This window comes from Enterococcus sp. VV15 (assembly GCF_005236045.1).
Lineage (GTDB): Bacteria > Bacillota > Bacilli > Lactobacillales > Enterococcaceae > Enterococcus_B > Enterococcus_B durans.
Genome location: NZ_QPTY01000013.1, coordinates 18,180 through 42,081 on the forward strand (window position 1 = coordinate 18,180; position 23,902 = coordinate 42,081).

Consider the following 23,902-nt stretch of genomic DNA (forward strand, 5'->3'; position numbering starts at 1 on the left):
GATGGGAGATGCAGAAAAAAAACAATTGGAAATAGAGAAAAAACAGTTTAGTTTGAAAATCATGTATTTCAATCGTTATCTGATCATTCGTTACCTAACAGCGGGCTTCTTTTTTATGAATCTTTACTGGTTGATTATTCTATTAGTCAGCAAAAGTATTTTTCTGATTGTTCCGATTGGACTAATCGGTTTGACTTTACCTGCTGTGGGTGAACAAATCCGGCTCTATCGACAACATCAAAACACTGTGCCACGAACAAAACGGTACTTTAAGTGGCAAGGGATTATGAACGGGATACTCTGCGGTCTATTATTTACGCCGTTTTATACTTCAATGTTTCCGTTTATGGTCGATAATCTATATGGAAAATTAGGGATGATCGTGTTTTTAGGGAGTGGATGCCTGATTTGTGCTCTGTGTCATAAACGGTTGGAAAGCATCCAAGTAAACAAAGATCGTCAGTATCAAAGGATCAAAACATTTGAACAAGCAGCGTATTTAGGAAAGGAGAGTAACTAATGTTTAATTTTTTGCAGAAGTACTTAATGGGTCCAATGGGGAAAATTGCTCAGTTTAAAATCGTTCGTGCTGTTATGGCGGCTGGGATGGCGTCTATTCCATTCACGATCGTAGGTTCCATGTTTTTGGTTTTGAATATTTTACCGTTGCCATTTCCGTTTCTTGAAGGTTTTTTCAATAGTACCTTTTTCAAAGTCAGTGATTTATATATGATCGTTAACACAATGACGATGGGGATCTTATCCATTTATTTTGCTATTGTTTTTGCTTATGAACTGACTTCGATTGAAAAAGAAGAACAAGGATTGAATGTCAATCCGTTGACAGGTGCACTATTATCTGTCTTTGCCTTCTTCATGTGTATTCCTGAAATGGGTTTGAGCGACGGAAAAGTTCGCTTGCTTGCAAGTGTGACAGATACTGAAACTGTAGTCAGTGGTATACGGATGGGTGCATTTGTTGAACGTTTAGGCACTTCAGGTATCTTTACAGCGATCATCATGTCGATCATTGCTGTTGAACTTTATTGTATGTGTGTCAAACGTAATTGGGTCATCAAGATGCCCGATGTTGTTCCGCCAGGTGTATCTCGTTCATTTACTGCATTGATTCCTACTTTTGTCATTGCATTTGCTGTAATGATCGTTAACGGCCTTTTGATTGTATTAGGTACAGATATCTTTAGAATGATCTCGATCCCATTTGGTTTTGTTACGCAGTTGACAAATACTTGGCTAGGGATCATGGTCATCTATTTCTTGATCCATGCGTTATGGATCGTGGGGATCCATGGGGCAAATATCATCACTTCTTTCTTGACCCCAATCGTGTTAGCGAATATGGCAGCGAATGCACAAGGCGCTAACTTCCCACTAGCCGGAGAGTTCAACAACTCTTATGTAACAGTCGGCGGTTCAGGAGCGACATTAGGTTTGATCATTTTCATTGCTTTCTTAGCAAAATCCGATCAATTAAAAGTGTTAGGGAAAGCTTCACTTGTTCCAGGTATTTTCAATATCAACGAACCGATTATTTTCGGGATGCCAATCGTTTATAACCCATATTTAGCTGTTCCATTTTTCCTAGCACCGATGGCGTCTGCTTCACTTGCTTATTTCGCAATCAAATTTGAGATTGTAAAACCAATGTTAGCACAAATGCCTTGGCCTTCACCAGTTGGTATCGGAGCATTCGTTGGTAGTGGCGGTGACTGGAGAGCGGCTGTATTAGCTGTACTATGCGCAATCCTTGCTTTCTTTATCTGGTTGCCATTCATCAAATTCTACGACAACAAATTGTTGACAGAAGAAAGAGAAAAAGCAGCTGAATTAGCAGCAGCTGAATAACAAATTTTGTAAAAAAGAGGTCGAGACAAATCTAACAATCAGTTTTGCTACAGACTATCGAATAAACGGCGTCTAAAAGTCAGGTTTTTCGGAAATTTCAAAAAAGAGGTTGGGACAGAAGTGTTTAACTCCGAGAAATACGAAGAAATTAACGAAAATTGCTTTTCAAATTTTTGTGAATTTCGACTTATTTCCGAATGAGTTGCTTCTGCTCCGACCGTTTATTCGTTCTTTTCTCTCCAATATCTCAAACCTAAACGATTTTTGTCTCGACCTCTTTTTTGTTTACTCTTCAAGCAATCGTTTGACGACCTCGTAATCTCCCTCATACGGAACATCGACCCCATTGATCTTTTGATAGGGATCAACACCTTTCCCAGCAATGACAACTGAATCTGCGGGAGTACTTTTCGCTAGGGCTTTTTTGATTGCCGTTGGGCGGTCCATTTCATAATGGACGTCTAAATCAGGATTAGTGATTGCTTCATTGATTTCTTCTGCGATCTTTTGTGGATCTTCAAATGCAGGATCATCTGCGGTCAAGAAGACGATATCTGCTGTTTCAGATAGAACTTTGCCAAAATCATGTCGGCGAGAAATGGCTTTATTGCCTGGACTTCCCAGTACAACAATGACTTTCCCTTTAGGATGTTCCTTTTTAGCAAATTCGAGCAAGGTTTTCAAACTTAGATAGTTATGGGCGTAGTCTACATAAACGTGGGCGCCGTTTTTTTGTACAAGTTGATCCATTCGTCCAGGAACACGGGCTTCTTTTAGACCCTGTTGTGCATCTGTGGCAGAGGCACCAGTCAATGCTGCCGCAATGATCGCGCTAGTCGCATTCTCTTGATTGAAATCACCAGCTAATTTGATCGTGTAAGTCATATCGATCGCTAAGTTACCATGATGATTGATTACTTGGAAGGTATGGCTCCCGTCGTTTAAACTTTGGACTTCGTAATCTGCTTGTGTGGAACGACCATAAACAATGGCAGGAATACCATAGACAGTAGCTGTCTCTTTCAGCAAATCAAAATAATCACTTTCATAGTTCAAGATCACTTGCTTTGAATTTAAGATCAACTGACGTTTGCAATAAAAATAATCGTCAAATGTCGGATGTTCGATTGGGCTGATATGGTCAGGTGAAATATTCAAAAAAATCCCTACATCTAAAGTCAGTCCATAAACACGTTGTGTCTTGTAAGCTTGAGAAGAAACCTCCATCACCAAATGGGTCATCCCATTATTTATAGCTTCGGCCATCATACGATATAGATCTAAGGATTCCGGCGTTGTTAAATGAGATTTGAAATACGTTTTTCCATCTAGTGTTGTATTCATCGTGGAAAGTAACGCTGTTTTATTCGCTGTTGTATAGTCTAGGATCGCTTTAGTAAAGTAGGCAGCAGTGGTTTTGCCTTTTGTCCCAGTATAGCCGATCACCTGCAGATCATTTTGTGGATAGCCATAGAACGCCATGGAAAGGATCGCCATTGCTTTACGGATATCGGTCACGATAATGCCGACTGCCGACTGTTCGTAAGGTTGTTCTGCTACATAATACAGCAATCCTTGTGAGACGGCACTTGTTAGATAGTCTTCTTTAAAGTTTAATCCTTTACAGAAAAATAAAGTCTCGGCATCGACTTGCCGGGAATCATAGCTTAATTTTCTAAAGGTAAACTGATCAGGGGCGTCTAAATGCCACCCTTTTTCAGAAACAAATTCTTTTAATAGGTTTTCTTTTAATAATAAGTTGCGGACATCTTCTAAAGAGAAGTTCACTGGATCATCCCTCACTTCATTTTCGTTGGATTTCTTGATTCATTATAGCACATTCAAGGCAACTTGCTAGAATGACGAAAGGCAGGTAGGAAAATTCACTGGATGTAGCGAATACCGAACGGTAGCCACAAAAAAACAAGTGAGTTTCTCTAGATAGATGAGAAACGGCAGGAGAGGGAGCTATACTAGTCACTTGTATCTCCTGCTAAATCAAGTGAGAGGGTTGAAGTATTTTCAGGAAAGCAGCGAGAGTTATCAAAATTTTGCAAGATGATTTTTCGGACGTTCCATTTTATCTCCTTCCTATAAAAATAAAAAAGCAACGACATAAGAAAACGCTATCTATGTTGAAGAAGCTGTCAGGAAATTCATACAAAAAAGATTGCTAGTTTTGCTTTTTGCAATTAAAATAGTGGTAATGCATTGTAGAAAGTTGGAATCGAATCGATGAATACTCAACGAAAATCAGCAACTGAAGATTTGTCCCCACAAGAGAAGATGACAAGAGGTTCTGCTTGGATGACTGCCAGCAATATCATTTCTCGCTTGCTGGGGGCTGTGTATATTATTCCATGGTATGCCTGGATGGGCGAAAATGCGAAAGCTGCCAATGGATTATTCAATATGGGCTACAATATCTATGCATTGTTCTTACTGATTTCTACGGCTGGGATACCGGCTGCAATCGCCAAACAAACGGCTCGTTACAACTCATTGAATGAATATGGTACTTCTCGGAAGTTGTTTATTCGAGCGTTACAGATGATGGGTGTCTTAGGTATCATATTTTCCGTATTTATGTATGTGGCTTCTCCTTGGTTGGCACATGCTTCTGGCGGTGGAGAAGACCTGATTCCGACGATGCGTTCGCTCAGTATTGCGATCCTCGTCTTTCCTTGTATGAGTGTGATCCGTGGATATTTCCAAGGTAACCAGGAAATGATGCCGTATGCGCTCTCACAAATCGTTGAACAAGTGGCGCGGATCTTTTATTTGTTACTCACGACGTTTATCATCATGAAGGTCATGAAGGGGGATTATGTCACTGCAGTTACGCAATCGACATTTGCCGCATTTATCGGTATGGTGGCAAGTATCCTCGTCCTGCTTTATTTTTTGAAAAAACATCAACGCTATTCCTCTGCCCGTGTGCAGTACAGCAATAATCAAGTAAATATCGCAACGAAAGAATTGTTGGTAGATACGATCAAAGAAGCGATCCCATTTATCATCGTGGGTTCTGGTGTAACGATTTTCAAACTAGTGGACCAGTTTACGTTTATCAACATCATGTCTGCCACTACCGAGTACTCTAAAGCACAGTTGTTGGATCTTTTTTCGATCTTTAGTGCAAACCCTGATAAGCTGACAATGGTCGTGATCGCATTAGCGACATCGATTGCATCTACCGGATTACCATTGATCACAGAAGCGGTGACATTGAAAGACCACCGAGGACTGGCCAAACTAACGAGTGGGAATCTCCAACTCTTCTCTTTCTTTATGTTTCCCGCGACGTTTGGGGTAATGCTTTTATCTTACCCGCTGAATACTTTGTTTTATACCCCAGATCGATTAGGCAGTCATGTATTGATCCAAGCAAGTTTTGCCGGTCTGTTCTTAGGGCTTTATATGCTTGTTTCCAATATGTTACAAGGAATGTTTGAAAATGCGGCTGCTATCCGTTACTTGGCGATCGGCTTTGTCGTAAAACTGGTCTTGCAGTACCCAATGATTCGTCTATTCGAAGTCTATGGTCCTTTATTTGCAACGATGATCGGCTTTGCCGTGTCATGTACGTTGATTTTGAAAAAAATCCACCAAGTCGCTCATTTTAAACCAAGTTTCGTTTGGCGAAGAACTTTACTGATCTTTATCCTGACAGTGATGATGTTACTCGTAGCGTGGCTCACAAAACTGTTGTTCGGCATCTTCTTGAGCCAAGAAAGCAAGTTTCAATCCCTGTTGTTGATCTTGCTGGTTGCAGGAGTAGGTGGCTTTGTCTATGCCTACCTCGCCCTTAAACTTCGATTAGCGGAACGCTTATTAGGACCAAGCATGATCCGGTTACGTCATCGTTTAAGAATCAAATAAACAATCAAAGGAGTTAAAGATTATGCGTGTCATTATCGTTAACTCTTTTTCAATGAAAGAATGGAAGTGAGTCTATGCGTTTAGATAAATTTTTAGCAGAAGTCGGCATCGGCAGCCGTAAAGAAGTAAAAGTGCTTATCAAAAAAGGACAAATAAAAGTCAATGAAAAAGTCATCAAAAGTGATAAATTCCAAGTGAAGGAATTTGACGATCAAATTACTTATCTGGATGAACCGCTAGTCTATCAAAAAGATTTTTATTATGTATTAAACAAGCCTGCAGGTGTCATTTCAGCGACACAAGACAACTATGAGCAAACAGTGATGGATCTATTAAGTGATGAGGATTATCGAGAAGATCTTTTTCCTGTAGGGCGTTTGGATAAAGATACCGAAGGGTTATTGATCCTGACAAATGATGGCCAGTTAGCCCATCGGTTACTATCACCGCGAAAACATGTGGAGAAAGAATACTTTGCAGAAGTAAAAGGAATCATGACAGCGGAGGATCAACAAAGCTTTGCACGAGGCTTGGTTATCGATAAAGACGAACAAACATTGCCAGCGCAACTGTTTATCGATGCTGTCGATAGTGAAGAAGAAACATCGAAGATTCGGCTGATTTTACATGAGGGAAAATTTCATCAAGTGAAGAGAATGGTCCAAGCAGTCGGAAAAGAAGTCACTTATTTAAAACGAATCCGCATGGGGGGCTTCTCTTTACCTAACTCATTAGATAACGGTGAATATCGAGAACTGACAGAAGCTGAATTGCTCCAGTTGCAAGAACAGAATAAATAAAGTGAGAAAAGCAGGACATCAGCGCCATCGTTGATGTTCTGTTTTTTTACCATCACCTTCGCCATGTTGTCGCATCCATCAGTTTTAGCAAACATTCGTTCAGCAGTAATTCCCATAAATTGCTTCTTATTTCCTGGAGTGAAACACGTCTATCCGACAGCTTCTCTATAATTTGTTTCATTTTATCTATAGTTTGTTTATTTATTCTTGTTTTTGTAAGCGCTATAATTGCGTTGTGAATGACATGAAAGGAGTTTTAAGATGAAAAAGAGAAAGGGGTTAAATCATTTTTTTGCTAATTTATGGAGATATAAAGCATTAGTTTTTATGGCGATCCCGGGTATGCTCTGGATGATTTTTTTCTTTTATATCCCCGTATTAGCAAATGTTGTAGCTTTCAAGAACTTCCATATTTCAGCTGACGGATTTTTAGCTAGTTTACGAGAGAGTCCATGGGTCGGTTGGGACAATTTCAAATTTTTATTCTCTTCGGATCAAGCTTTCTTGATTACTAAAAACACCGTTCTATATAATGTGACATTTATTCTATTAAACTTATTGATTTCCGTTGTATTTGCTATCATCATGAGTGAGTTGAGAAATAAACGTTTAGTAAAAGTCTATCAAACGATGTCGTTACTTCCATATTTCTTATCGTGGGTCATTATCAGCTATTTTGTTTACGCTTTCTTGAGCCCGGATAAAGGGATCTTCAACCAATGGATCACAGGACATGGTGGAGAAGCAATCAATTGGTATAACGAACCGAAGTATTGGCCATTCATCTTAGTCTTTATTGGAACATGGAAAGGGATTGGCTATAATAGTATCATTTACTTTGCTTCAGTAATGGGGATCGATCCAACTTACTATGAAGCAGCGATGGTCGATGGCGCAAGCAAATGGCAGCAGATCAAGCATGTGACACTACCTCAATTAGTACCGCTAATGACGATCCTGACGATCTTAGCTGTCGGAAACATTTTCCGTGCAGACTTTGGTTTGTTCTACAATATTCCGAGAAATTCGGGGGCACTTTATGATGTAACACAAGTGTTGGATACTTATATTTATAATGGCTTGACCTCTACAGGTGACTTTGGGATGACTGCCGCAGCTGGCCTGTATCAATCGGTTGTAGGGTTTGTCTTATTGATGATCACAAATACGATTGCACGTCGTTTTGATAGCGAATCTGCATTGTTCTAAGGGGGAGAAAAATGAAAAAAAAGAAAGTTGAACGAGTCCAAATTCGCTCATTTAATAAAACAGCGAATTTCTTCTCCAATATATTGATTGCAATTTTTGCTCTTTCTTGTATCTTGCCATTTCTGTTTGTTATTGCCATTTCTTTTACCGAAGAATCAGCACTATCCACAAATGGATATAGTTTTTGGCCAGAAAAATTCAGTACATTTGGCTATACCTATCTTTTCGGGCAAATGCAAGATAAGATTTTCCAAGCCTTGTTCGTGACGATTCTCGTAACGGTACTAGGAACGTTGATCAACAGTACCGCAACTTCGTTATACGCATATGCGATTTCACGATCGAACTTTCCATTCCGTCGCTTCTTTACCGTTTTTTGTTTGATCACCATGCTGTTTTCACCAGGGATGGTAGCAAACTACTTGGTCATGACAAATCTTTTACAACTAAAAGATACCATCTGGGCATTGATTCTACCGATGGCGGTCAGCCCATTCAATATCATTGTGATGCGTACCTTCTTCAAACGTTCAGTCTCTGATTCGATCATTGAATCAGCTAGGATCGATGGGGCGACTGAATTACGGATTTTCGTTCAGATTGTTTTACCTTTAGCAATTCCAGGGATTGCGACCATTAGTTTATTCGCAGCCTTAGGGTATTGGAACGACTGGTTTAATGCCTTGCTTTACATCCAAGATGATAAATTAGTTCCTTTACAGTATTTATTGATGAAGATCCAAAGCAACATTCAATATTTGACACAAAATTCAGGAGCAGGAAGTCAATTATCAGGCGGACTTGCTTCTGTTCCGGGAGAATCAGCTCGAATGGCTATCGTCGTTATCTCAACATTGCCGATCGCAATCAGCTATCCATTCTTCCAGAAACATTTTGTTAAGGGTTTAACGATTGGTGGAGTAAAAGAATAATGCAACAAAAAATAAAAACTTATTTAGGAGGAAGAAAAATGAAGTTATGGAAGAAACTAGCCTTTACAGGGGTTTCCGCACTGATGGTAGGAACGTTGGCAGCTTGCGGATCAGGTTCAAAAGATAAGGCCGATGCAAGTGACTCAACCACGCTACAAATGTATCAAATTGGGGACAAACCAGATAATTTTGATCAATTGATGGATGTCGCAAATAAGAGAATTGAAGATAAAATCGGTGTGAAAGTGAATATCAACTACATTGGCTGGGGCGATTACGAGAAAAAAATGAACGTCATCATCTCGTCAGTTGAAAATTATGATATTGCTTATGCCAATAACTATGTATCGAACGCTCAAAAAGGAGCATTCACTGATTTAACAGATCTAGCACCAAAATATGCAAAAGAAGCGTATGACTCTTTAGATGAGGCATATATAAAAGGAAACTTAGTCAATGGGAAATTGTATGCCATGCCAGTTAACGGGAATGTCTTTGCCCAACAAGTATTGACATTCAATAAATCGTTGCTTGATAAATATAATTTATCCATTGATGGAATTGAAACATATGCAGATGCAGAAAAAGTCTTGAAAGAATTCCACGAAAAAGAACCAAACACATCAGCGTTTGCGATTGGACAAGGGTTCAGAGTCCAAGGAGATTTCGATTATCCATTAGGAAATGTATCACCGTTTGCTGTTGACTTGAACGGAGATAAAACAAAAATCATTAATCAATATGAAAATGAATCATTTGTCGAAATGTTACGTACGATGCACAGCTGGTACAAACAAGAATTGATCCCAAGTGATGCTGCAACAAGCAACAAAGATTATCCTTTAGAAGGAAATACTTGGTTGATGCGTGGAGAAACACAAGGACCTTACGATTATGGTGATACGATCTTAACGAATGCAGCAAAACAAGAATTGGTTTCAAAAGCAATCACTGTACCATTGAAATCAACAGCACAAGCACAAATGGCAAACTTCGTTGTTTCTAATACCTCTAAAAACAAAGAAAAAGCAGTTGAATTCTTGGGATTACTAAACAGTGATCCAGAACTGTTGAATGGCTTAGTATGGGGAATCGAAGGCGAAGCATGGGAGAAAGATGGCAATGACAAAATCAAATTGCTAGATGGCTACCAACCAAATATGCATATGTCTGCTTGGAATACAGGAAACAACAAGATCCTTTATACACAAGACACGATCACAGATGAAATGATCGCTAAAAGAGATCAATCGATTGCGGATGCAGAAGTATCACCAATCTTAGGATTCAGCTTCAATACAGATAACGTGAAAACAGAAATGAGTAACATTTCAAATGTCATGAACCAATATTTGGATGGCTTGAATACAGGAACAGTTGATCCAGATGAAACATTACCTAAATTGATGGATGCTTTAGATAAAGCAGGTTATGACAAAGTATTGACGGAAATGCAAAAACAATACGATGCATTTCAAAAAGAAAGTAAATAAATAAGAAGCTAAGTCAAAGTGCTAAGCTCCTAAAGATAAGCAGAATTTTTCCGAAAATTGCACTTCAGATTTTTGGTTGATTCTGCTTATTTTTTAGTAAAGTAAATGTTTATAAAAAGAAAAATAAATTAGGGTATCGTAGAAAAAGTGTGGTTTACTTATACGTTGCTCTTGTATAATGAAAAGGAATACAAGTCGTTCTTGGAGGGGATAGTTATGTTAGGGAAAGCATTGGAAACATTATTTATCAGAGTCTGGGTCGTTATGAAACTGACGTTATATTTTTGGGCATACACAGTACTTGGAGGGATCGTTCTAGGGATTGGTCCAGCATGCAAGGCTGTGAATGAACTATTTTATACGTACGAGTTTGAGTATAAAGAAATTACGTTTAAGCGGGGATGGAAAATTTTCAAACAATCGTTTAAGCGAGGAAATCTGTTGTTTGGTTTATTTTTAGTCATTGCACTTTTGCTTGGTTATAATTTGTATCTATCCGTTCAAATCAAGGGAATCTTGTTTTTAGTGATCGATTTTGTACTTATTTTTGCCTTACTTTATGCTTATGAAACGTATCAATATAGTTTGATCTTAGATAGCGAATATGAAATCTCGCTGCCTAATTTACTAAAATTAAGTTTTGTCTCTAGTTTTTCTAGTTTTCCCGCATTTTTAAAATTACTGATCGGCGGGGGCATTATTTTCTGGATCACTTGGAATTACAAGGGATTGATTCTTTTCGGTTTGATCGGACTGCTCACCGTTTGGAACGGCTTGGTGACCAAACAGTGGCGTGAAAAGTTAGACACGCAATTGGAAAGCTATGAGTAAGCTACGTATCTTATTTGCGAAGGGGACATTATTGAATCGGTTGCTGAGAAAGTATGCGCTTGTCATGATCTTATTGACGATGTTAGCTACAGGGATCATTAGTGTCCATACTTGGATGCAAACACAAGCACAAGCAGAACAAATGACGAATGAAGCACTGCAAAGCACAAGTCGGACACTGAATGACAAAACTACCCTAAGTAAAATCATCAAAGATCAGTTATTCGGAAATTCAGAAAAAATCGAGAATGCGACCACTTACTTGACCAAACCCATCGATCAGTATTTGATGTATGCCTATGACCAACAGCAAAACATAGCAGATTTTCAATCCTTTCCCAATCAAATACGGGATATCTATGTGAATTATGAAGAAGTCAGTACTTTGTATGTCGTCTTTAGCCAACTGCCTGAATACTTTGAATCATCAATGGAGAACAAAGGAGGTACTATTCACAGTGGTACGCCAAAGCTTTCAGATGCATTTTATATTAAACTGTCCATCACACAAGGTGGGAGTGAAGTAGGGAGTATCTTTATTGGCTTTGATAAACAAGAACTGGACGCTACCTTGGAAAGTCTGAATTCTTTCAACGGGTTGTCGCTATATATGATTTCAGGAACGACGAATCGGCTCTATACTTTCCATGACAAGGGTATGCCTAAAACAGTATTGACGATGCAAGAGCAGACGATTCTAAAGAGCCTCCAAAAAAATTCTACATTGCCGATCGAAGAGTTAAATCAGCGCAACTTTGTCCGCTATCAGCGATTGCCAGATGATTATCGAGTATTAGCTACTTTGGATCGCCAGTCCGTTCGGCAGGCAATTGCCAGAAATCTTGCACCTTTAGTGGTTGGAGTGATCATTTTAGATGGCGTCCTACTTTACTTTTTGTACCGCACATTCAAACGTTATTCGCAACAAGTGGATATCGTCATGTCCGCAATGGATGAAACTGCGAAAGGAAATCTGGATACACGCATCGATACTACTTTGACAGAATATGAATTGAAGGATCTGTCAATCGGTATCAATGAAATGCTAGATAGTATCAATCAGTTTGTGGAAGACATCTACAAATTGGAAATCAAACAACAAGATGCGCATATGCGTGCACTACAAGCGCAGATCAACCCGCATTTTTTATATAATACACTGGAATATATCCGAATGTATGCCCTAAGTGAAGGAAGCGAAGAACTAGCTGATGTAGTTTACGCATTTTCGGCATTGTTACGGAACAATACAAATCAGGAAAAAACGATCAGCTTAAAAGAAGAGCTGGATTTTTGTGAAAAGTATGTCTATTTATATCAAATGCGTTATCCGAACCGCATTGCCTATCATTTTTCTCTTGCTCCTGAGCTAGAAAAAATCGAAGTACCCAAATTTGTGATCCAACCTTTGATCGAAAATTATTTCAAACACGGGATTGACTTTACTCGTTTCGATAATGCATTGAGTGTCAAAGTCTTTCGTGAAGGGCAGCGAGTAATGATCGTCGTCAAAGATAACGGTAAAGGGATCACACCAGAACGCATCGAAGAGATCGAAGCTAGACTGGCACAACCCAAAGTCGAACTTTACCAGTCGATTGGCTTGCAAAATGTCAATGAACGATTGCGTGCTAGCTTTGGCAGCAGTTATCAAATGAGATTGACAAAAAATAAAGAAGGAGGTCTAACGGTTACTATCACATTCAAGGAAAAGGGGAAGAAAGATGTATCGAGTATTATTAGTAGATGATGAATATATGATTTTGACTGGACTGAAAAAGATCATTGACTGGCCAAGTCTAGGATTTCAAGTGGTAGCAACTGCCGAAAATGCTATGCAAGGACTATCAATACTAGAAAACCAGAAAATCGATTTAGTCATAACAGATGTGACGATGCCTGAGATGAATGGTCTTGAATTTATCGAAGCGGCACAAAAAGAACACCATACATTTGAATTTATGATACTTTCTGGTTATCAGGAATTTGATTATCTAAAGAGTGGGATGCAACTAGGTGCGGTCAATTACCTGATGAAGCCAGTCAATAAAGCAGAACTAAGTGACAGCCTTAAAAAAGTGAAGCAACGGTTAGATCAACAAAATGAGCAAAAAAACCAGCAAGAGATTTATCAAGAAGTCCTTTTTAGTCAATGGCTCAATGAGGAACTTGATGAATCGAGCGAAGAAGAGCTGTTAGCAAAAATAGGAGGAGAGCAAAGACGTATTTTATTGGCCCAGCTCCCACGGACGATGGAAAAACCAGTCTATGAGTGGCTGAGAAATCAGCAAGAATCCTTTTATTCACAACGAAATTTCGGTGAGATGCTTCTATTTACGCTGTTGCTGAATGAAACAGCGATTTCAAGATTTTGTCGTTTTATCCAAAATCAGTGTACCGATCAAGAGTGGTTCATCAGTATAGGGGATGAAACAGCAGATTTAGATAAGATCCCTGAAAGCTATCAACATGCGAAAGATAATCTACAGCTACACCAGTTTTATGGGGAGAAGGACCAACAAATCTTTTTTGCAGAGCAAGCCGCAGCGGAAGAACAGGCCATTGACTTTTCTTCGTTTAGCCGCTCACTTCAAAGTGGTCAATTGGACGTAGCACAACAGATGGTGACCGATTTTTTTGAGCAGTTTCAGACAGCCGTCATGACGCCAGAAGATATCCGACATTTTAGTTTCTTACTGTTCATGGATATCCAAAGAGAATTGATCAGTTTAGAAGATGAGGAATACTTCAAAGGGATACAGTACATCAATCAGGCTAAAACAGTGCAAGAACTCCATGAATTATTGCTGTCTCTGATCAAAGCTCAACAAAAACAAAAGAAATATAGTGAGAATATTGAGCGAGTGATCTCGATTTTACATGAACAGTTCAAAGAACCATTGACCTTGAAAGATGTCTCCGAGAACTTGCATTTGAATGTCATGTATCTTGGACAATTATTCAAGAAAGAAACGAAAAAAAGTTTTTCTGCCTACCTCAATCATTTGCGTATCGAACAGGCAAAGTGGCTGCTCCTCCACAGCAATCAGAATATCAATGAGATATCTGCTGAGATAGGTTACAATAACACGACTTATTTTTCTAAACTATTCAAGAAGATCGTAGGCAAATCTCCAAAAGATTACCGAGAAGAACGAGGTTGAACAACTCCATGAATTAGATTGAGATTGAGACAAAAATCGTTTAGGGTTGATAAGAGAGAAAAATGAGGCTGGGACAGAAGTGTTTAACTCCGAAAATTTCGGCTTATTTCCGAAGGAGTTGCTTCTGCTCCCGCCGTTTATTCGTTTTTAAAGAATGAGACAAAAGTGTTTCTTACTTTTGTCTCACGCCCGTTTTTTTGAAATTTTCAAAAAAACTGACTTTTGGAAGCCGTTTATTCGAGAGTCTGTAGCAAAACTGATTTTTAGATTTGTCCCATATTCTTTTTTTCGAAATAAGTGCAAGAAAAAATACAACCAAAAGCGAATATAGTGAAACTTGTCTAATTTTCCATAGTTAGATACAATTTCCATAGAGTAAAGTAAGGCAATCTTTAAATGAACTGGTTGAGATTGTTTTTCTTAGATACGAGAAGAGGGAGAATATGGAATTTTTACGTAGATATGGTTTTTATTTCTTATTAGCGGGTGTCGTGAGTGATTTTTTGACACCATATATTTTAGGTTTTTTCTATACTCAATTAAATCAAATGACCTCAGTGATCAGTCTTTTTGGCGATGTGGGCAGTCCTGTTAGAAAAGCTTTTTTGATTTGGTCAGTTGTTTCAGGCTGTTTCTTTGTTCTAGCGCTCCCTGCTGTGTATCAGACTTTTGTAGCGGTATCAAGGCCATTGGCTTTGATGCTAGCTGCAGCTATTGGTTTTTATGGGGTATGCGACTGTATTTTTACTGGATTATTCAGTGTGGATACGAACGAATCCTCATGGAATCTGTCAACTTGGCTCCATAATATAGGTTCAGGGATCGGTTATGCTGGTTTCCTACTCTTTCCTTTAATTGTTTTTCTCATTTATCGTACAATGGGAAATACGCAATTCAGTCAGCTTTTTTTGGGATTGACGATCATTAGCTTTTTAGTTGCTAGTGGGTACGGTTTAGCTAGGATACCTGGGGTGAATCGGTTGCCACTGTTGAATCAATTAGGTTTCTGGCAACGTCTTAGTTTCTTCTTTAATTATTTGCCGATTGGAATATTAAGTATCTTGCAAATAAAACCTTGATTTTGAGTTTCAAAATGATAAGATGAATCGACTAAGGCATAAAAAATTCCATGAAGGAGCTTATAAATTTAGATGAGAAACATAAAATTAACGATCGAATATGATGGTAAACGATACTCTGGTTGGCAACGGCTAGGTGATGACGATAAAACGATCCAAGGAAAAATCGAAGCAACGTTAGCAAAGATGACTGGTGAAACAATCGAAATCATTGGTTCTGGCAGAACAGATGCTGGAACACATGCGAGGGGACAAGTAGCAAACTTTAAAACTTCCTCGGAGATGGCCCTACAGGAAATACTTGCTTTTTTGAATCGCTATCTGCCAAGAGATATCGTGGTGAAACAAATCGAAGAAATGCCTGAACGTTTCCATGCACGCTACAACGCAAAAGGTAAGAAATATAGCTATTATGTCTGGAATGAAACAATTCCAACAGTTTTCGAACGCAATCATAGTTTTTATTTTCCCCAAACGTTAGATCTTGCTAAAATGAAGGAAGCTTGCCAAAAATTAGAGGGCACACATGATTTTATTGGTTTTTCGGCATTGAAAAAGACGAAAAAATCAACGGTTCGGACGATTCAAGAACTATCGATCGAACAAGAAGGACAAATGTTGCACTTTACATTTGTAGGTGATGGTTTCTTGTACAAGATGGTGCGGATCATCATGGGAACTTTGCTGGATATTGGAACAGGCAAAATGCAAGTCACAGAAATCGATGAGATTTTTGACAACAAAATACGAAAGCAAGCGGGTGAAACAGTGCCTGCACAAGGACTATTTCTAGATGAAGTGTATTATCAATAAATAGAATAAATACACAAGTGCACTTGTAAAAAATATAGGTTGAAAAGTCAATGGGACCTCCCAAAAGTAGTGATCGCTATTTTTGGGAGGTTCTATTTTATTGGATAAAAAATAAATTTGTGTTTGCAGCTTTTTTGTAAGGCCCTCCGCACGAAAGAATATAGTGCATCTATAAGCTTTGATTCTACGGAAATTAAGTAGAGTCAAGTTTTATTTCGTGTATCTTTTTAAGGGAAGAATAAGTATCGGTTCTTTTTTAAGATTGTGGATATATTTGCTTTTTACTATGATGGGAAACAAATAATAAGCATTTAATAATGTCAGTTATTTTATATATTTTTTGGATTGGAGAAACTTAATAAATATACTGTTTTCATGTGAAAAATAAATCAAAAAAAAAACAATAAAAATTATTTAAATGAAAAGCGGTTACAAAAGGGGGAGCCTAGTCCTATAATAAACACGTGATTTCCTTATGGGTTATTGCTATTTCTGTATAAGAAATTATTTGAAAAGAGAATTTTTATGTAAAGTTTTTCGTTAGATTCATTTAGCTTAAAAGGGAAGATAGCGTTAGTCACTGGTGCTTCATATGGAATTGGTTTTGCGATCGCTTCGGCTTTTGCAAAAGCAGGTGCAACCATTGTGTTCAACGATATCAAACAAGAATTAGTGAACAAGGGAATTGCTGCGTATAAAGAAAAAGGGATCGTTGCAAAAGGATATGTTTGTGATGTGACGGATGAAGAATCAGTTACTGATTTCATCAAGAAAGTAGAAGATGAGGTTGGTTTGATTGATATTTTAGTGAATAATGCTGGAATAATCAAACGAATTCCAATGTTAGAAATGAGTGCCAAAGATTTCCGACAAGTTATCGATGTAGATTTAAATGCGCCTTTTATTGTCTCTAAAGCGGTCATCCCAGGAATGATCAAAAATGGGCACGGAAAAATCATCAATATTTGCTCAATGATGAGTGAGTTAGGACGTGAAACAGTAAGTGCATATGCAGCAGCAAAAGGTGGATTGAAGATGCTGACTCGTAACATCTGTTCTGAATATGGGGATGCGAATATCCAATGTAACGGAATTGGCCCTGGTTATATTGCTACACCGCAAACTGCACCATTGAGAGAACTCCAAGCAGATGGTTCTCGTCATCCATTCGATCAATTTATTATCTCTAAAACACCAGCTGCGCGTTGGGGAAACACAGATGACTTACAAGGTCCTGCAGTCTTCCTTGCTTCAGATGCTTCTAATTTTGTTAACGGTCACATTCTGTACGTTGATGGTGGTATTTTAGCTTATATTGGCAAACAACCATAGACAAAAAACTATAAATAAAAAATAGAGCAGTAAGTCTTAATCTTTCAAGGTAGCAAGAGTTGTTTTGGAAGCTTAAGGCTTAGTGTTAAAAGTTATTTGTGAATAAGTGAATAAAGATTATTTTTTAAGGAGAAAAATTATGATTGTTATTAATTATATTATGAGCTTAGGGGCAAGTGTGATGATGCCAATCATCTTTACTATATTCGGAATCTTACTAGGATTAGGTGTTTCGAAATCTTTACGTTCTGGTATTTCGGTCGGTATCGGTTTTGTTGGTTTGAGTGTAGTGACTAAATTATTAGCAGATAACTTAGGACCAGCTGTTAATCGGATGGTGGAATTGTACGGATTAAATTTAAAAGTGTTAGACATTGGTTGGCCAGCAGCTGCTGCAGTTGCATATGGAACAGAAGTTGGTGCAATTGTTATTCCTTTGGGGTTGCTTGTAAACGTCGTCATGTTACTAACAAAGACGACGAATACAGTCAATATTGATTTGTGGAATTATTGGCATTTTGCTTTTATTGGCTCAATTGTCTCGATTGCAACGAATAGTTTTTTATGGGGTCTTTTTAGTGTAGTCATCGCAGTAGCTATTACACTTGTTGGGGCTGATCGGTCACAAAATCAAGTTGAACATTTTTACGGTGATAAAATGAAAGGGATTTCGATTCCGCAAGCATTTTGTATAGGTTTTATTCCATTTGCAATCATTACAAACTGGATAATAGAAAAAATTCCTGGTTTGAATAAAGTAGACTTAGATGCGAAAAAGTTGCAAGAAAAATTTGGGATTGTGGGAGAACCACTTTTTCTTGGTGTGATTGTAGGGATTTTATTAGGAGTAATTGCGCAATACTCAATTGCAGAAATGTTGAGTTTAGGTATTACGATGTCGGCAGTCATGGTGTTGATCCCTAAAATCACAGGTCAATTTATTGAAGGATTGAATCCGATATCTAAACGCTCGCAAGAATTGATCAGCTCCAAATTGAAAGGTGGACGTCAACTAAACATTGGGATGACACCTGCTTTAGTCATTGGACATCCTGTGACATTAGTTTGTTCGTTGTTATTGGTACCAATCATTTTATTCTTATCTGTTATTATTCCTGGCAATAAATTTTTACCCTTAGCTTCTTTATCGGGGTTGATTTATATCTTCCCATTGGTCTTACCTTATACAAAGGGAAATGTCTTGCGATCTTTATTAACTGGTATCTTGACTTTAGTAAGTGGGGTTTGGTTTGCCACTTCACTCGCACCAATTTTTACAAAAGCAGTGCAAGTTGTGAATGCATCACTGATACCAAAAGGAACAAGTGCGGTTGCCTCTATCGATTTTGCAGCTAGTCCATTTTCATGGATCGTTTATCAATTAACGGTCAACATTGGTGTTACAGGAGCAATCATCTTAGGTATTGTCACTTTAGGTCTTGCATTCTTTAATCATAAAAAAATCACACAGAAATTGCATACAACGGAAAAACATTTTCCAAATGTCCATACGCATGCGTAAATAGAAAGAAGAGAAAATTATGAAAAAAACAGTTATTTTAAATAAATTAGAAAATGCCGGAGTGATTGCAGTTGTCCGTGGGGAAACTGTGGAAGAAGCAATCAAGGCAAGCAATGCGATTGTTAAAGGTGGAATCACTGGGATCGAATTGACGTTCACAGTTCCGAATGCTGATCATGCGATTGCAGAATTAGCTGCAAATTATAAAAAAGATCCCACGATCGTTATTGGTGCAGGTACTGTACTTGATGCAGTAACCGCACGATTAGCTATCATAGCGGGAGCGGAATTCATTGTTAGCCCTTGTTTTGACAAAGAAACGGCTAAAATTTGTAACTTATACCAAATCCCATATTTACCAGGGTGTATGACCATTACAGAGATGAAAACAGCACTCACTTATGGTGCAGATATCGTCAAACTATTTCCAGGAAGTACTTTTGGTCCTAGCATTGTCAAAGCATTCAAAGCGCCACTCCCTCACTTGAATATCATGCCAACTGGTGGAGTCAGCCTTGCAAATATGCAGGATTGGTTTGTTGCAGGTGTTGTTGCTGTAGGCGTTGGCGGCAACCTACTAGCACCAGCTGCTACAGGCGATTTCGAAAAAGTGACTGAAGTAGCCACACAATATGCCGATAAATTGAAGAGCATTCGTAAGGTATAACTTATAAAAGCGAAAAGGTGGATGAAAGATGAAAATATTAACTTTTGGGGAAATGATGTTACGGCTGAAACCGCCAACTAATGAACGAATTCTGCAAACACAAAATTTTGAAGCAACATACGGTGGAGCGGAAGCAAATGTAGCCGTTTCCTTAGCGTTGTTAGGTAATAAAGTAGAATACTTATCTAAATTTCCTGAAAATCTTTTAGGGGAGAGCGCTATAAATACGTTGAGAAAATATGGAGTAAATACAGCAAAATGTTTGCGAGGTGGTGACCGGTTAGGGATCTATTTCTTTGAAAAAGGTGCAAGTATCCGTTCAACGAATGTTGTCTATGATCGGGCTTATAGCTCGTTTGCGCAGGTCAAAGCAACGGAATTTGACTGGCCAACAATTTTTAAAAATGTCGATTACTTTTACTTCTCAGGGATTACTCCGGCAATTTCTAAAGAGTTGGAACAAATCGTCTTGGAAGCTTGTCAATATTGTAAAGAACATGGGATTGAGATTATTTCTGATTTGAACTATCGCCGTAAGATATGGGAGCCAGAACAAGCGCAAGCAACGATTTTTAAAATCATGGAATTTGTCACTGTTTGTATTGCACATGATGAAGATTTTGAAGCAACTTTAGGTATCAAAGCGTTCGATGGTGATGATTCCCGAGGTATCGATCAAAAAGAAACCTTTAAAAAAGCGATGGTGCAAGTGACAAAAAAATTCCCAAACTGTAAGAAAGTTGCGAGTATTTTGAGAAACATCTATTCAGTAGAAGATAGCCAATGGACGGCACTACTGTTGTCAGAAGGCAAATTTTACGAAACTACGACTTATAACATGCATGTCATGGAAGGTGTAGCAGCCGGCGATGCATTTGGTGCTGGCTTGATCCATGGACTTGTTAGCGGATTTGATGAAGCAAAAATGATCCAATTTGCTTTAGCTGCCAGTGTCTTGAAGTTGACGATCATTGGAGATTTGAATTTAGTTTCAGAAACAGAAATCAATCAAGTTGCCCAAAGTGGGAATGGCGCACGTTTATCTAGATAAGACATTCATTCTATTATAAAAAGACTTTGATGATATTTCCTGAGTGGATATCGCCAAAGTCTTTTTCAATAATCCCAATAGAAACCAACTATTCGCGTAAACTTGTTCTTTATGCTAAATTTCAATAAAATCATTTCAAAAAAGCGATAAAGCATATAACAGAAATGGGGAGTGAATGATGTTGGATGAAGAAGTAATTGCAACTATTTATAATTTGATCTTGAACCCTAACACGCGGGAATGGGAAAAGAAGCTACTTCGACAGATAAAAGAACGGCTGGGGGAGAAGGCTTCTGTCAAACAAGAAGTAGAAAAACTAGAGGCTGATTTGCGTCCTTTAGCCATTCGTAGAAACTTAACCCCTGATGTCATGGATTTTTATGCGGAAATTACGGGCGAACAAGACAAAGAAACGATCTATGATTTTTCTAAACACCAGCTCACAGATTCAACGTATCAAGAAAGAGCCATCTTTGCTGGAGGTTGTTTTTGGTGTATGGTCGAACCTTTTGAAACGAAAGAAGGAATCCTTTCTGTTTTGTCGGGCTATACGGGTGGAGAGGTTGAACATCCTAGTTATGATCAGGTCAGCGGAGGCTACACGGGACATGTTGAAGCGGTGGAAATCCTGTTTGATACACGAAAGATCAGCTATACTGAATTACTGGACATCTACTGGCAAATTTCAGATCCAACAGATGCGTTTGGACAATTTCAGGATCGTGGCAAACAATATCGTTCGATTATTTTTGTTGAAAATGAAAAACAACGGGTCGAAGCAAAAGAATCAAAAAGACGATTGAGCCAATCAGGACAATTCAATCAACCAATCATTACTGAGATTCGCAAGGCGAAAACTTTTTGGCCTGCTGAAAACTACCATCAACGTTTCTATCTTAAACAGCCTAAACGCTATAAAAAGATGAAGCATTCTCATGAACTCTATCGTTTTTTTAAACGGAAAAAATGAGATACAGGAGGGGAAGGAATCAAAGTCACTAATTTCTATTATAAATCTGCTTCTTCATTTGAAAAGCACCGATCAAGTTTTACCTACTTAAATTCTGAAATTTTTTTAAAGAATACTACTATATATAGTGACTAATGGAGTGTTGCTAGAAAGTCAGGGTGTGGAAAAAGTTTTCAGCAGATAGCAAGCATACAAGATGATAGTTGCTGTAAAAATTAGTAATGCTTGGTTCCAAAGGGTATAATTAACTGTAACAGTTGAACTAGAATCACTCAGTCTATATAGGAGAGTGATGAGCGCTGTTTGACAGAGGTGCCATTGGTAAATCGAAAACCGATGAACAAATAAAATGATAGCGCTTTTTTAAGTAGCTATGCTAAAAAGATAAAGGAGAGATAGCAATGTATGTAGCAAAACAGGATCGTTACGAAAAAATGACGTATCGAAGAACGGGAAAATCTGGATTGAAGTTGCCACTATTGTCCTTAGGACTATGGCAAAATTTTGGGGACCATGATCCAATCAGTAATCAACGTGAGATTTTAAGAGGCGCATTCGATATGGGGATCACTCATTTTGATTTAGCAAATAATTATGGTGGACCGGCTGGAGCTGCAGAAAAGAACTTTGGTCGGATCTTCAAAGAAGACTTTACTGCTTACCGTGATGAAATGATCATATCAAGTAAAGCAGGGTACCATATGTGGGAAGGTCCTTACGGTGAGTGGGGCTCACGTAAATCCATCATTGCAAGTTGTGATCAAAGCTTACAACGAATGGGGCTTGATTACGTGGACATCTTTTACCACCATCGTCCAGATCCTGAAACACCTTTGGAAGAGACTGCAGAAGCATTGATGCAACTGGTTCGCCAAGGAAAAGCGCTGTATGTTGGGATCTCTAACTATAATGGAGAAGATACGCAGAAAATGACAAAGATTCTTCGAAAAAAAGAGGCGCCTTTCATCATCCACCAAATGCGTTATAACATGTTTTCAAGAGAATTGCTAGAGGATGATCTAGCCCCTGTACTTGAAGAAAATGGCCTTGGGGCAATCACTTTTAGTCCATTAGCTCAAGGTCTGCTGACAAAACGTTACTTGAATGGGATTCCTGAAGATTCTCGTGCGCATCGCAAAGAGATCCCATTTCTTTCAGAAGATCAAGTAACGCCTACTTTGCATAAAATCACTTTGTTGCAAGAATTAGCTGAGACAAGAAATCAGTCTCTTGCGCAGATGGCATTAGCTTGGAATTTAAGGCAAGAGTCAGTGACGAGCGTGCTTGTGGGAGCAAGTCGTCTGAGTCAATTACAAGAAAGTGTTCGAATGATGGACAATCTCCATTTTTCATCAGAAGAAGAGGATAAAATCGAAACGATTTTACAACAAGACTAAAGTAATCAGTTTGAGCGTGGAACAAAAGTAAGCAACACTTTTGTCTCATGCTTTAAAAACGAATAAACGGTGGGAGCAGAAGCAACTCCTTCTTAAATAAGCCGAAATTCACAAAAAATTTGAAAAGCAATTTTCGTGAATTTCTTCTTATTTCTCGGAGTTAAACACTTCTGTCCCAACTTCTTTTTGTCGTGCTTATGAATTGGGATTTAAAAAACGTCGAGGCGTAGTTTATTTCATTTAAAGTGCTGTATGAATTAGCGATATTTTTTTCCGGAGTACTATCATAGAGTACTGATTTTATGAAGATTGAAAGAAAAATATTACTAGAACACACACGTAGCTGAAAAACATTGATAGATAGTGTTAGGAGATTAGCGAAAAAAGAGGCTAAATCTCTTATTTTTGCACACTATTTTTAGTGTGTAAACGAAAAACTGATGTGGACATACACTCTAAAATGTTGAAAACGCTATTATATCAAGGGTGAAGCGCTTTAAAAGTTGGCACGATACTTGCTTTATATAAAAGTGTAAGAAACAAGAAAGGGAAGTGTTCCACATGGAAAAGAAAACAATTATGTTAGTATGTTCAGCAGGAATGAGTACTAGTCTACTCGTAACAAAAATGCAAAAAGCAGCTGAAAAAAAAGGGGTCGAAGCGGATATCTTTGCTGTATCAGCATCCGATGCAGATAATCAATTAGAATCAAAAAATGTAGACGTTTTATTATTAGGCCCACAAGTACGATTCATGCAAAATCAATTTGCTGAAAAACTTGCACCTAAAGGTATTCCTTTGGATGTTATCAATATGCAAGATTATGGAATGATGAATGGTGCAAAAGTATTGGAACAAGCAGAATCATTAATCAATAAATAAGAAGGATTGGAG

Annotated in this window: 19 protein-coding genes and 2 pseudogenes; 20 read left to right on the plus strand and 1 reads right to left on the minus strand. The window is 38.3% G+C overall.

Going from position 1 to position 23,902, the window contains the following annotated elements; translation table 11 throughout:
* The first annotated feature begins 1 nt into the window (after position 1).
* The 3 genes and pseudogenes from DVW83_RS06490 to DVW83_RS15940 all read left to right on the plus strand — a co-directional run.
* A complete protein-coding gene (locus DVW83_RS06490) occupies positions 2 to 520 on the plus strand; it encodes a hypothetical protein (RefSeq protein ID WP_137239151.1) in 519 nt (172 codons plus the stop codon).
* Positions 520 to 1,866, plus strand: a complete 1,347-nt coding sequence (celB, locus tag DVW83_RS06495; RefSeq protein WP_104660807.1) for a PTS cellobiose transporter subunit IIC — start codon at positions 520 to 522, stop codon at positions 1,864 to 1,866. Before DVW83_RS06490 ends, celB begins: the two co-directional genes overlap by 1 nt.
* A 94-nt stretch (positions 1,867 to 1,960) precedes the next feature.
* Positions 1,961 to 2,095 (plus strand): annotated as a pseudogene (locus DVW83_RS15940) (DUF3788 family protein); the annotation flags it as partial.
* Positions 2,096 to 2,151: 56 nt separating this feature from the next.
* Here DVW83_RS15940 and DVW83_RS06505 read toward each other — a convergent pair.
* Positions 2,152 to 3,654 carry a UDP-N-acetylmuramoyl-L-alanyl-D-glutamate--L-lysine ligase gene (locus DVW83_RS06505; protein WP_104660765.1) on the minus strand — a complete coding sequence of 501 codons (1,503 nt, stop codon included), beginning with the start codon at positions 3,652 to 3,654 and terminating at the stop codon, positions 2,152 to 2,154.
* Positions 3,655 to 4,101: 447 nt separating this feature from the next.
* On the opposite strand from DVW83_RS06505, the gene DVW83_RS06510 reads away from it, so the two are divergent.
* The 17 genes and pseudogenes from DVW83_RS06510 (at position 4,102) to DVW83_RS06590 (ending at position 23,890) form a co-directional block, all read left to right on the plus strand.
* Positions 4,102 to 5,748, plus strand: coding sequence for a putative polysaccharide biosynthesis protein (locus DVW83_RS06510; RefSeq protein ID WP_137239153.1), 1,647 nt, complete (start codon positions 4,102 to 4,104; stop codon positions 5,746 to 5,748).
* A gap of 74 nt (positions 5,749 to 5,822) precedes the next feature.
* Positions 5,823 to 6,548, plus strand: coding sequence for a pseudouridine synthase (locus DVW83_RS06515; RefSeq protein WP_104660767.1), 726 nt, complete (start codon positions 5,823 to 5,825; stop codon positions 6,546 to 6,548).
* 261 nt (positions 6,549 to 6,809) lie between these two features.
* A complete protein-coding gene (locus DVW83_RS06520; protein ID WP_005877947.1) occupies positions 6,810 to 7,757 on the plus strand; it encodes an ABC transporter permease in 948 nt (315 codons plus the stop codon).
* 11 nt (positions 7,758 to 7,768) lie between these two features.
* Positions 7,769 to 8,689: a carbohydrate ABC transporter permease gene (locus DVW83_RS06525; RefSeq protein ID WP_104660768.1), complete on the plus strand. Its 921-nt coding sequence runs from the start codon at positions 7,769 to 7,771 to the stop codon at positions 8,687 to 8,689.
* Between the two features lie 38 nt (positions 8,690 to 8,727).
* The gene (locus DVW83_RS06530) at positions 8,728 to 10,182 is read left to right on the plus strand and encodes an ABC transporter substrate-binding protein (protein ID WP_137239155.1); all 1,455 of its coding nucleotides are present in this window, start codon (positions 8,728 to 8,730) and stop codon (positions 10,180 to 10,182) included.
* A 216-nt stretch (positions 10,183 to 10,398) separates the two neighbouring features.
* Positions 10,399 to 11,013 (plus strand): YesL family protein, encoded by a 615-nt coding sequence (locus tag DVW83_RS06535; protein WP_104660769.1) that lies wholly within the window; start codon positions 10,399 to 10,401, stop codon positions 11,011 to 11,013.
* Positions 11,006 to 12,763, plus strand: coding sequence for a sensor histidine kinase (locus tag DVW83_RS06540; protein ID WP_137239157.1), 1,758 nt, complete (start codon positions 11,006 to 11,008; stop codon positions 12,761 to 12,763). Before DVW83_RS06535 ends, DVW83_RS06540 begins: the two co-directional genes overlap by 8 nt.
* Positions 12,738 to 14,177, plus strand: coding sequence for a response regulator transcription factor (locus DVW83_RS06545; RefSeq protein ID WP_104660771.1), 1,440 nt, complete (start codon positions 12,738 to 12,740; stop codon positions 14,175 to 14,177). Before DVW83_RS06540 ends, DVW83_RS06545 begins: the two co-directional genes overlap by 26 nt.
* A 443-nt stretch (positions 14,178 to 14,620) precedes the next feature.
* Positions 14,621 to 15,256: a DUF998 domain-containing protein gene (locus DVW83_RS06550; RefSeq protein WP_137239159.1), complete on the plus strand. Its 636-nt coding sequence runs from the start codon at positions 14,621 to 14,623 to the stop codon at positions 15,254 to 15,256.
* A gap of 72 nt (positions 15,257 to 15,328) precedes the next feature.
* Positions 15,329 to 16,069: a tRNA pseudouridine(38-40) synthase TruA gene (gene truA / locus DVW83_RS06555; protein ID WP_104661912.1), complete on the plus strand. Its 741-nt coding sequence runs from the start codon at positions 15,329 to 15,331 to the stop codon at positions 16,067 to 16,069.
* A gap of 534 nt (positions 16,070 to 16,603) precedes the next feature.
* Positions 16,604 to 17,401: pseudogene (locus DVW83_RS06560) on the plus strand (gluconate 5-dehydrogenase); the annotation flags it as partial.
* 139 nt (positions 17,402 to 17,540) lie between these two features.
* Entirely contained in the window at positions 17,541 to 18,923 is a 1,383-nt protein-coding gene (locus DVW83_RS06565) for a PTS galactitol transporter subunit IIC (protein WP_104661914.1), read from the plus strand.
* Between the two features lie 19 nt (positions 18,924 to 18,942).
* On the plus strand, positions 18,943 to 19,590 hold the full coding sequence (locus DVW83_RS06570; protein ID WP_104661915.1) for a bifunctional 4-hydroxy-2-oxoglutarate aldolase/2-dehydro-3-deoxy-phosphogluconate aldolase: 648 nt from the start codon (positions 18,943 to 18,945) through the stop codon (positions 19,588 to 19,590).
* Between the two features lie 28 nt (positions 19,591 to 19,618).
* Positions 19,619 to 20,641 (plus strand): sugar kinase, encoded by a 1,023-nt coding sequence (locus tag DVW83_RS06575; RefSeq protein ID WP_104661916.1) that lies wholly within the window; start codon positions 19,619 to 19,621, stop codon positions 20,639 to 20,641.
* Positions 20,642 to 20,822: 181 nt separating this feature from the next.
* On the plus strand, positions 20,823 to 21,611 hold the full coding sequence (gene msrA, locus DVW83_RS06580) for a peptide-methionine (S)-S-oxide reductase MsrA (RefSeq protein WP_174784262.1): 789 nt from the start codon (positions 20,823 to 20,825) through the stop codon (positions 21,609 to 21,611).
* A 401-nt stretch (positions 21,612 to 22,012) separates the two neighbouring features.
* Complete coding sequence (locus DVW83_RS06585; protein ID WP_104661918.1) at positions 22,013 to 23,008, plus strand: aldo/keto reductase; 996 nt, start codon at positions 22,013 to 22,015, stop codon at positions 23,006 to 23,008.
* Positions 23,009 to 23,569: 561 nt separating this feature from the next.
* On the plus strand, positions 23,570 to 23,890 hold the full coding sequence (locus DVW83_RS06590) for a PTS sugar transporter subunit IIB (protein WP_137239161.1): 321 nt from the start codon (positions 23,570 to 23,572) through the stop codon (positions 23,888 to 23,890).
* The last annotated feature ends 12 nt before the right edge of the window (positions 23,891 to 23,902 follow it).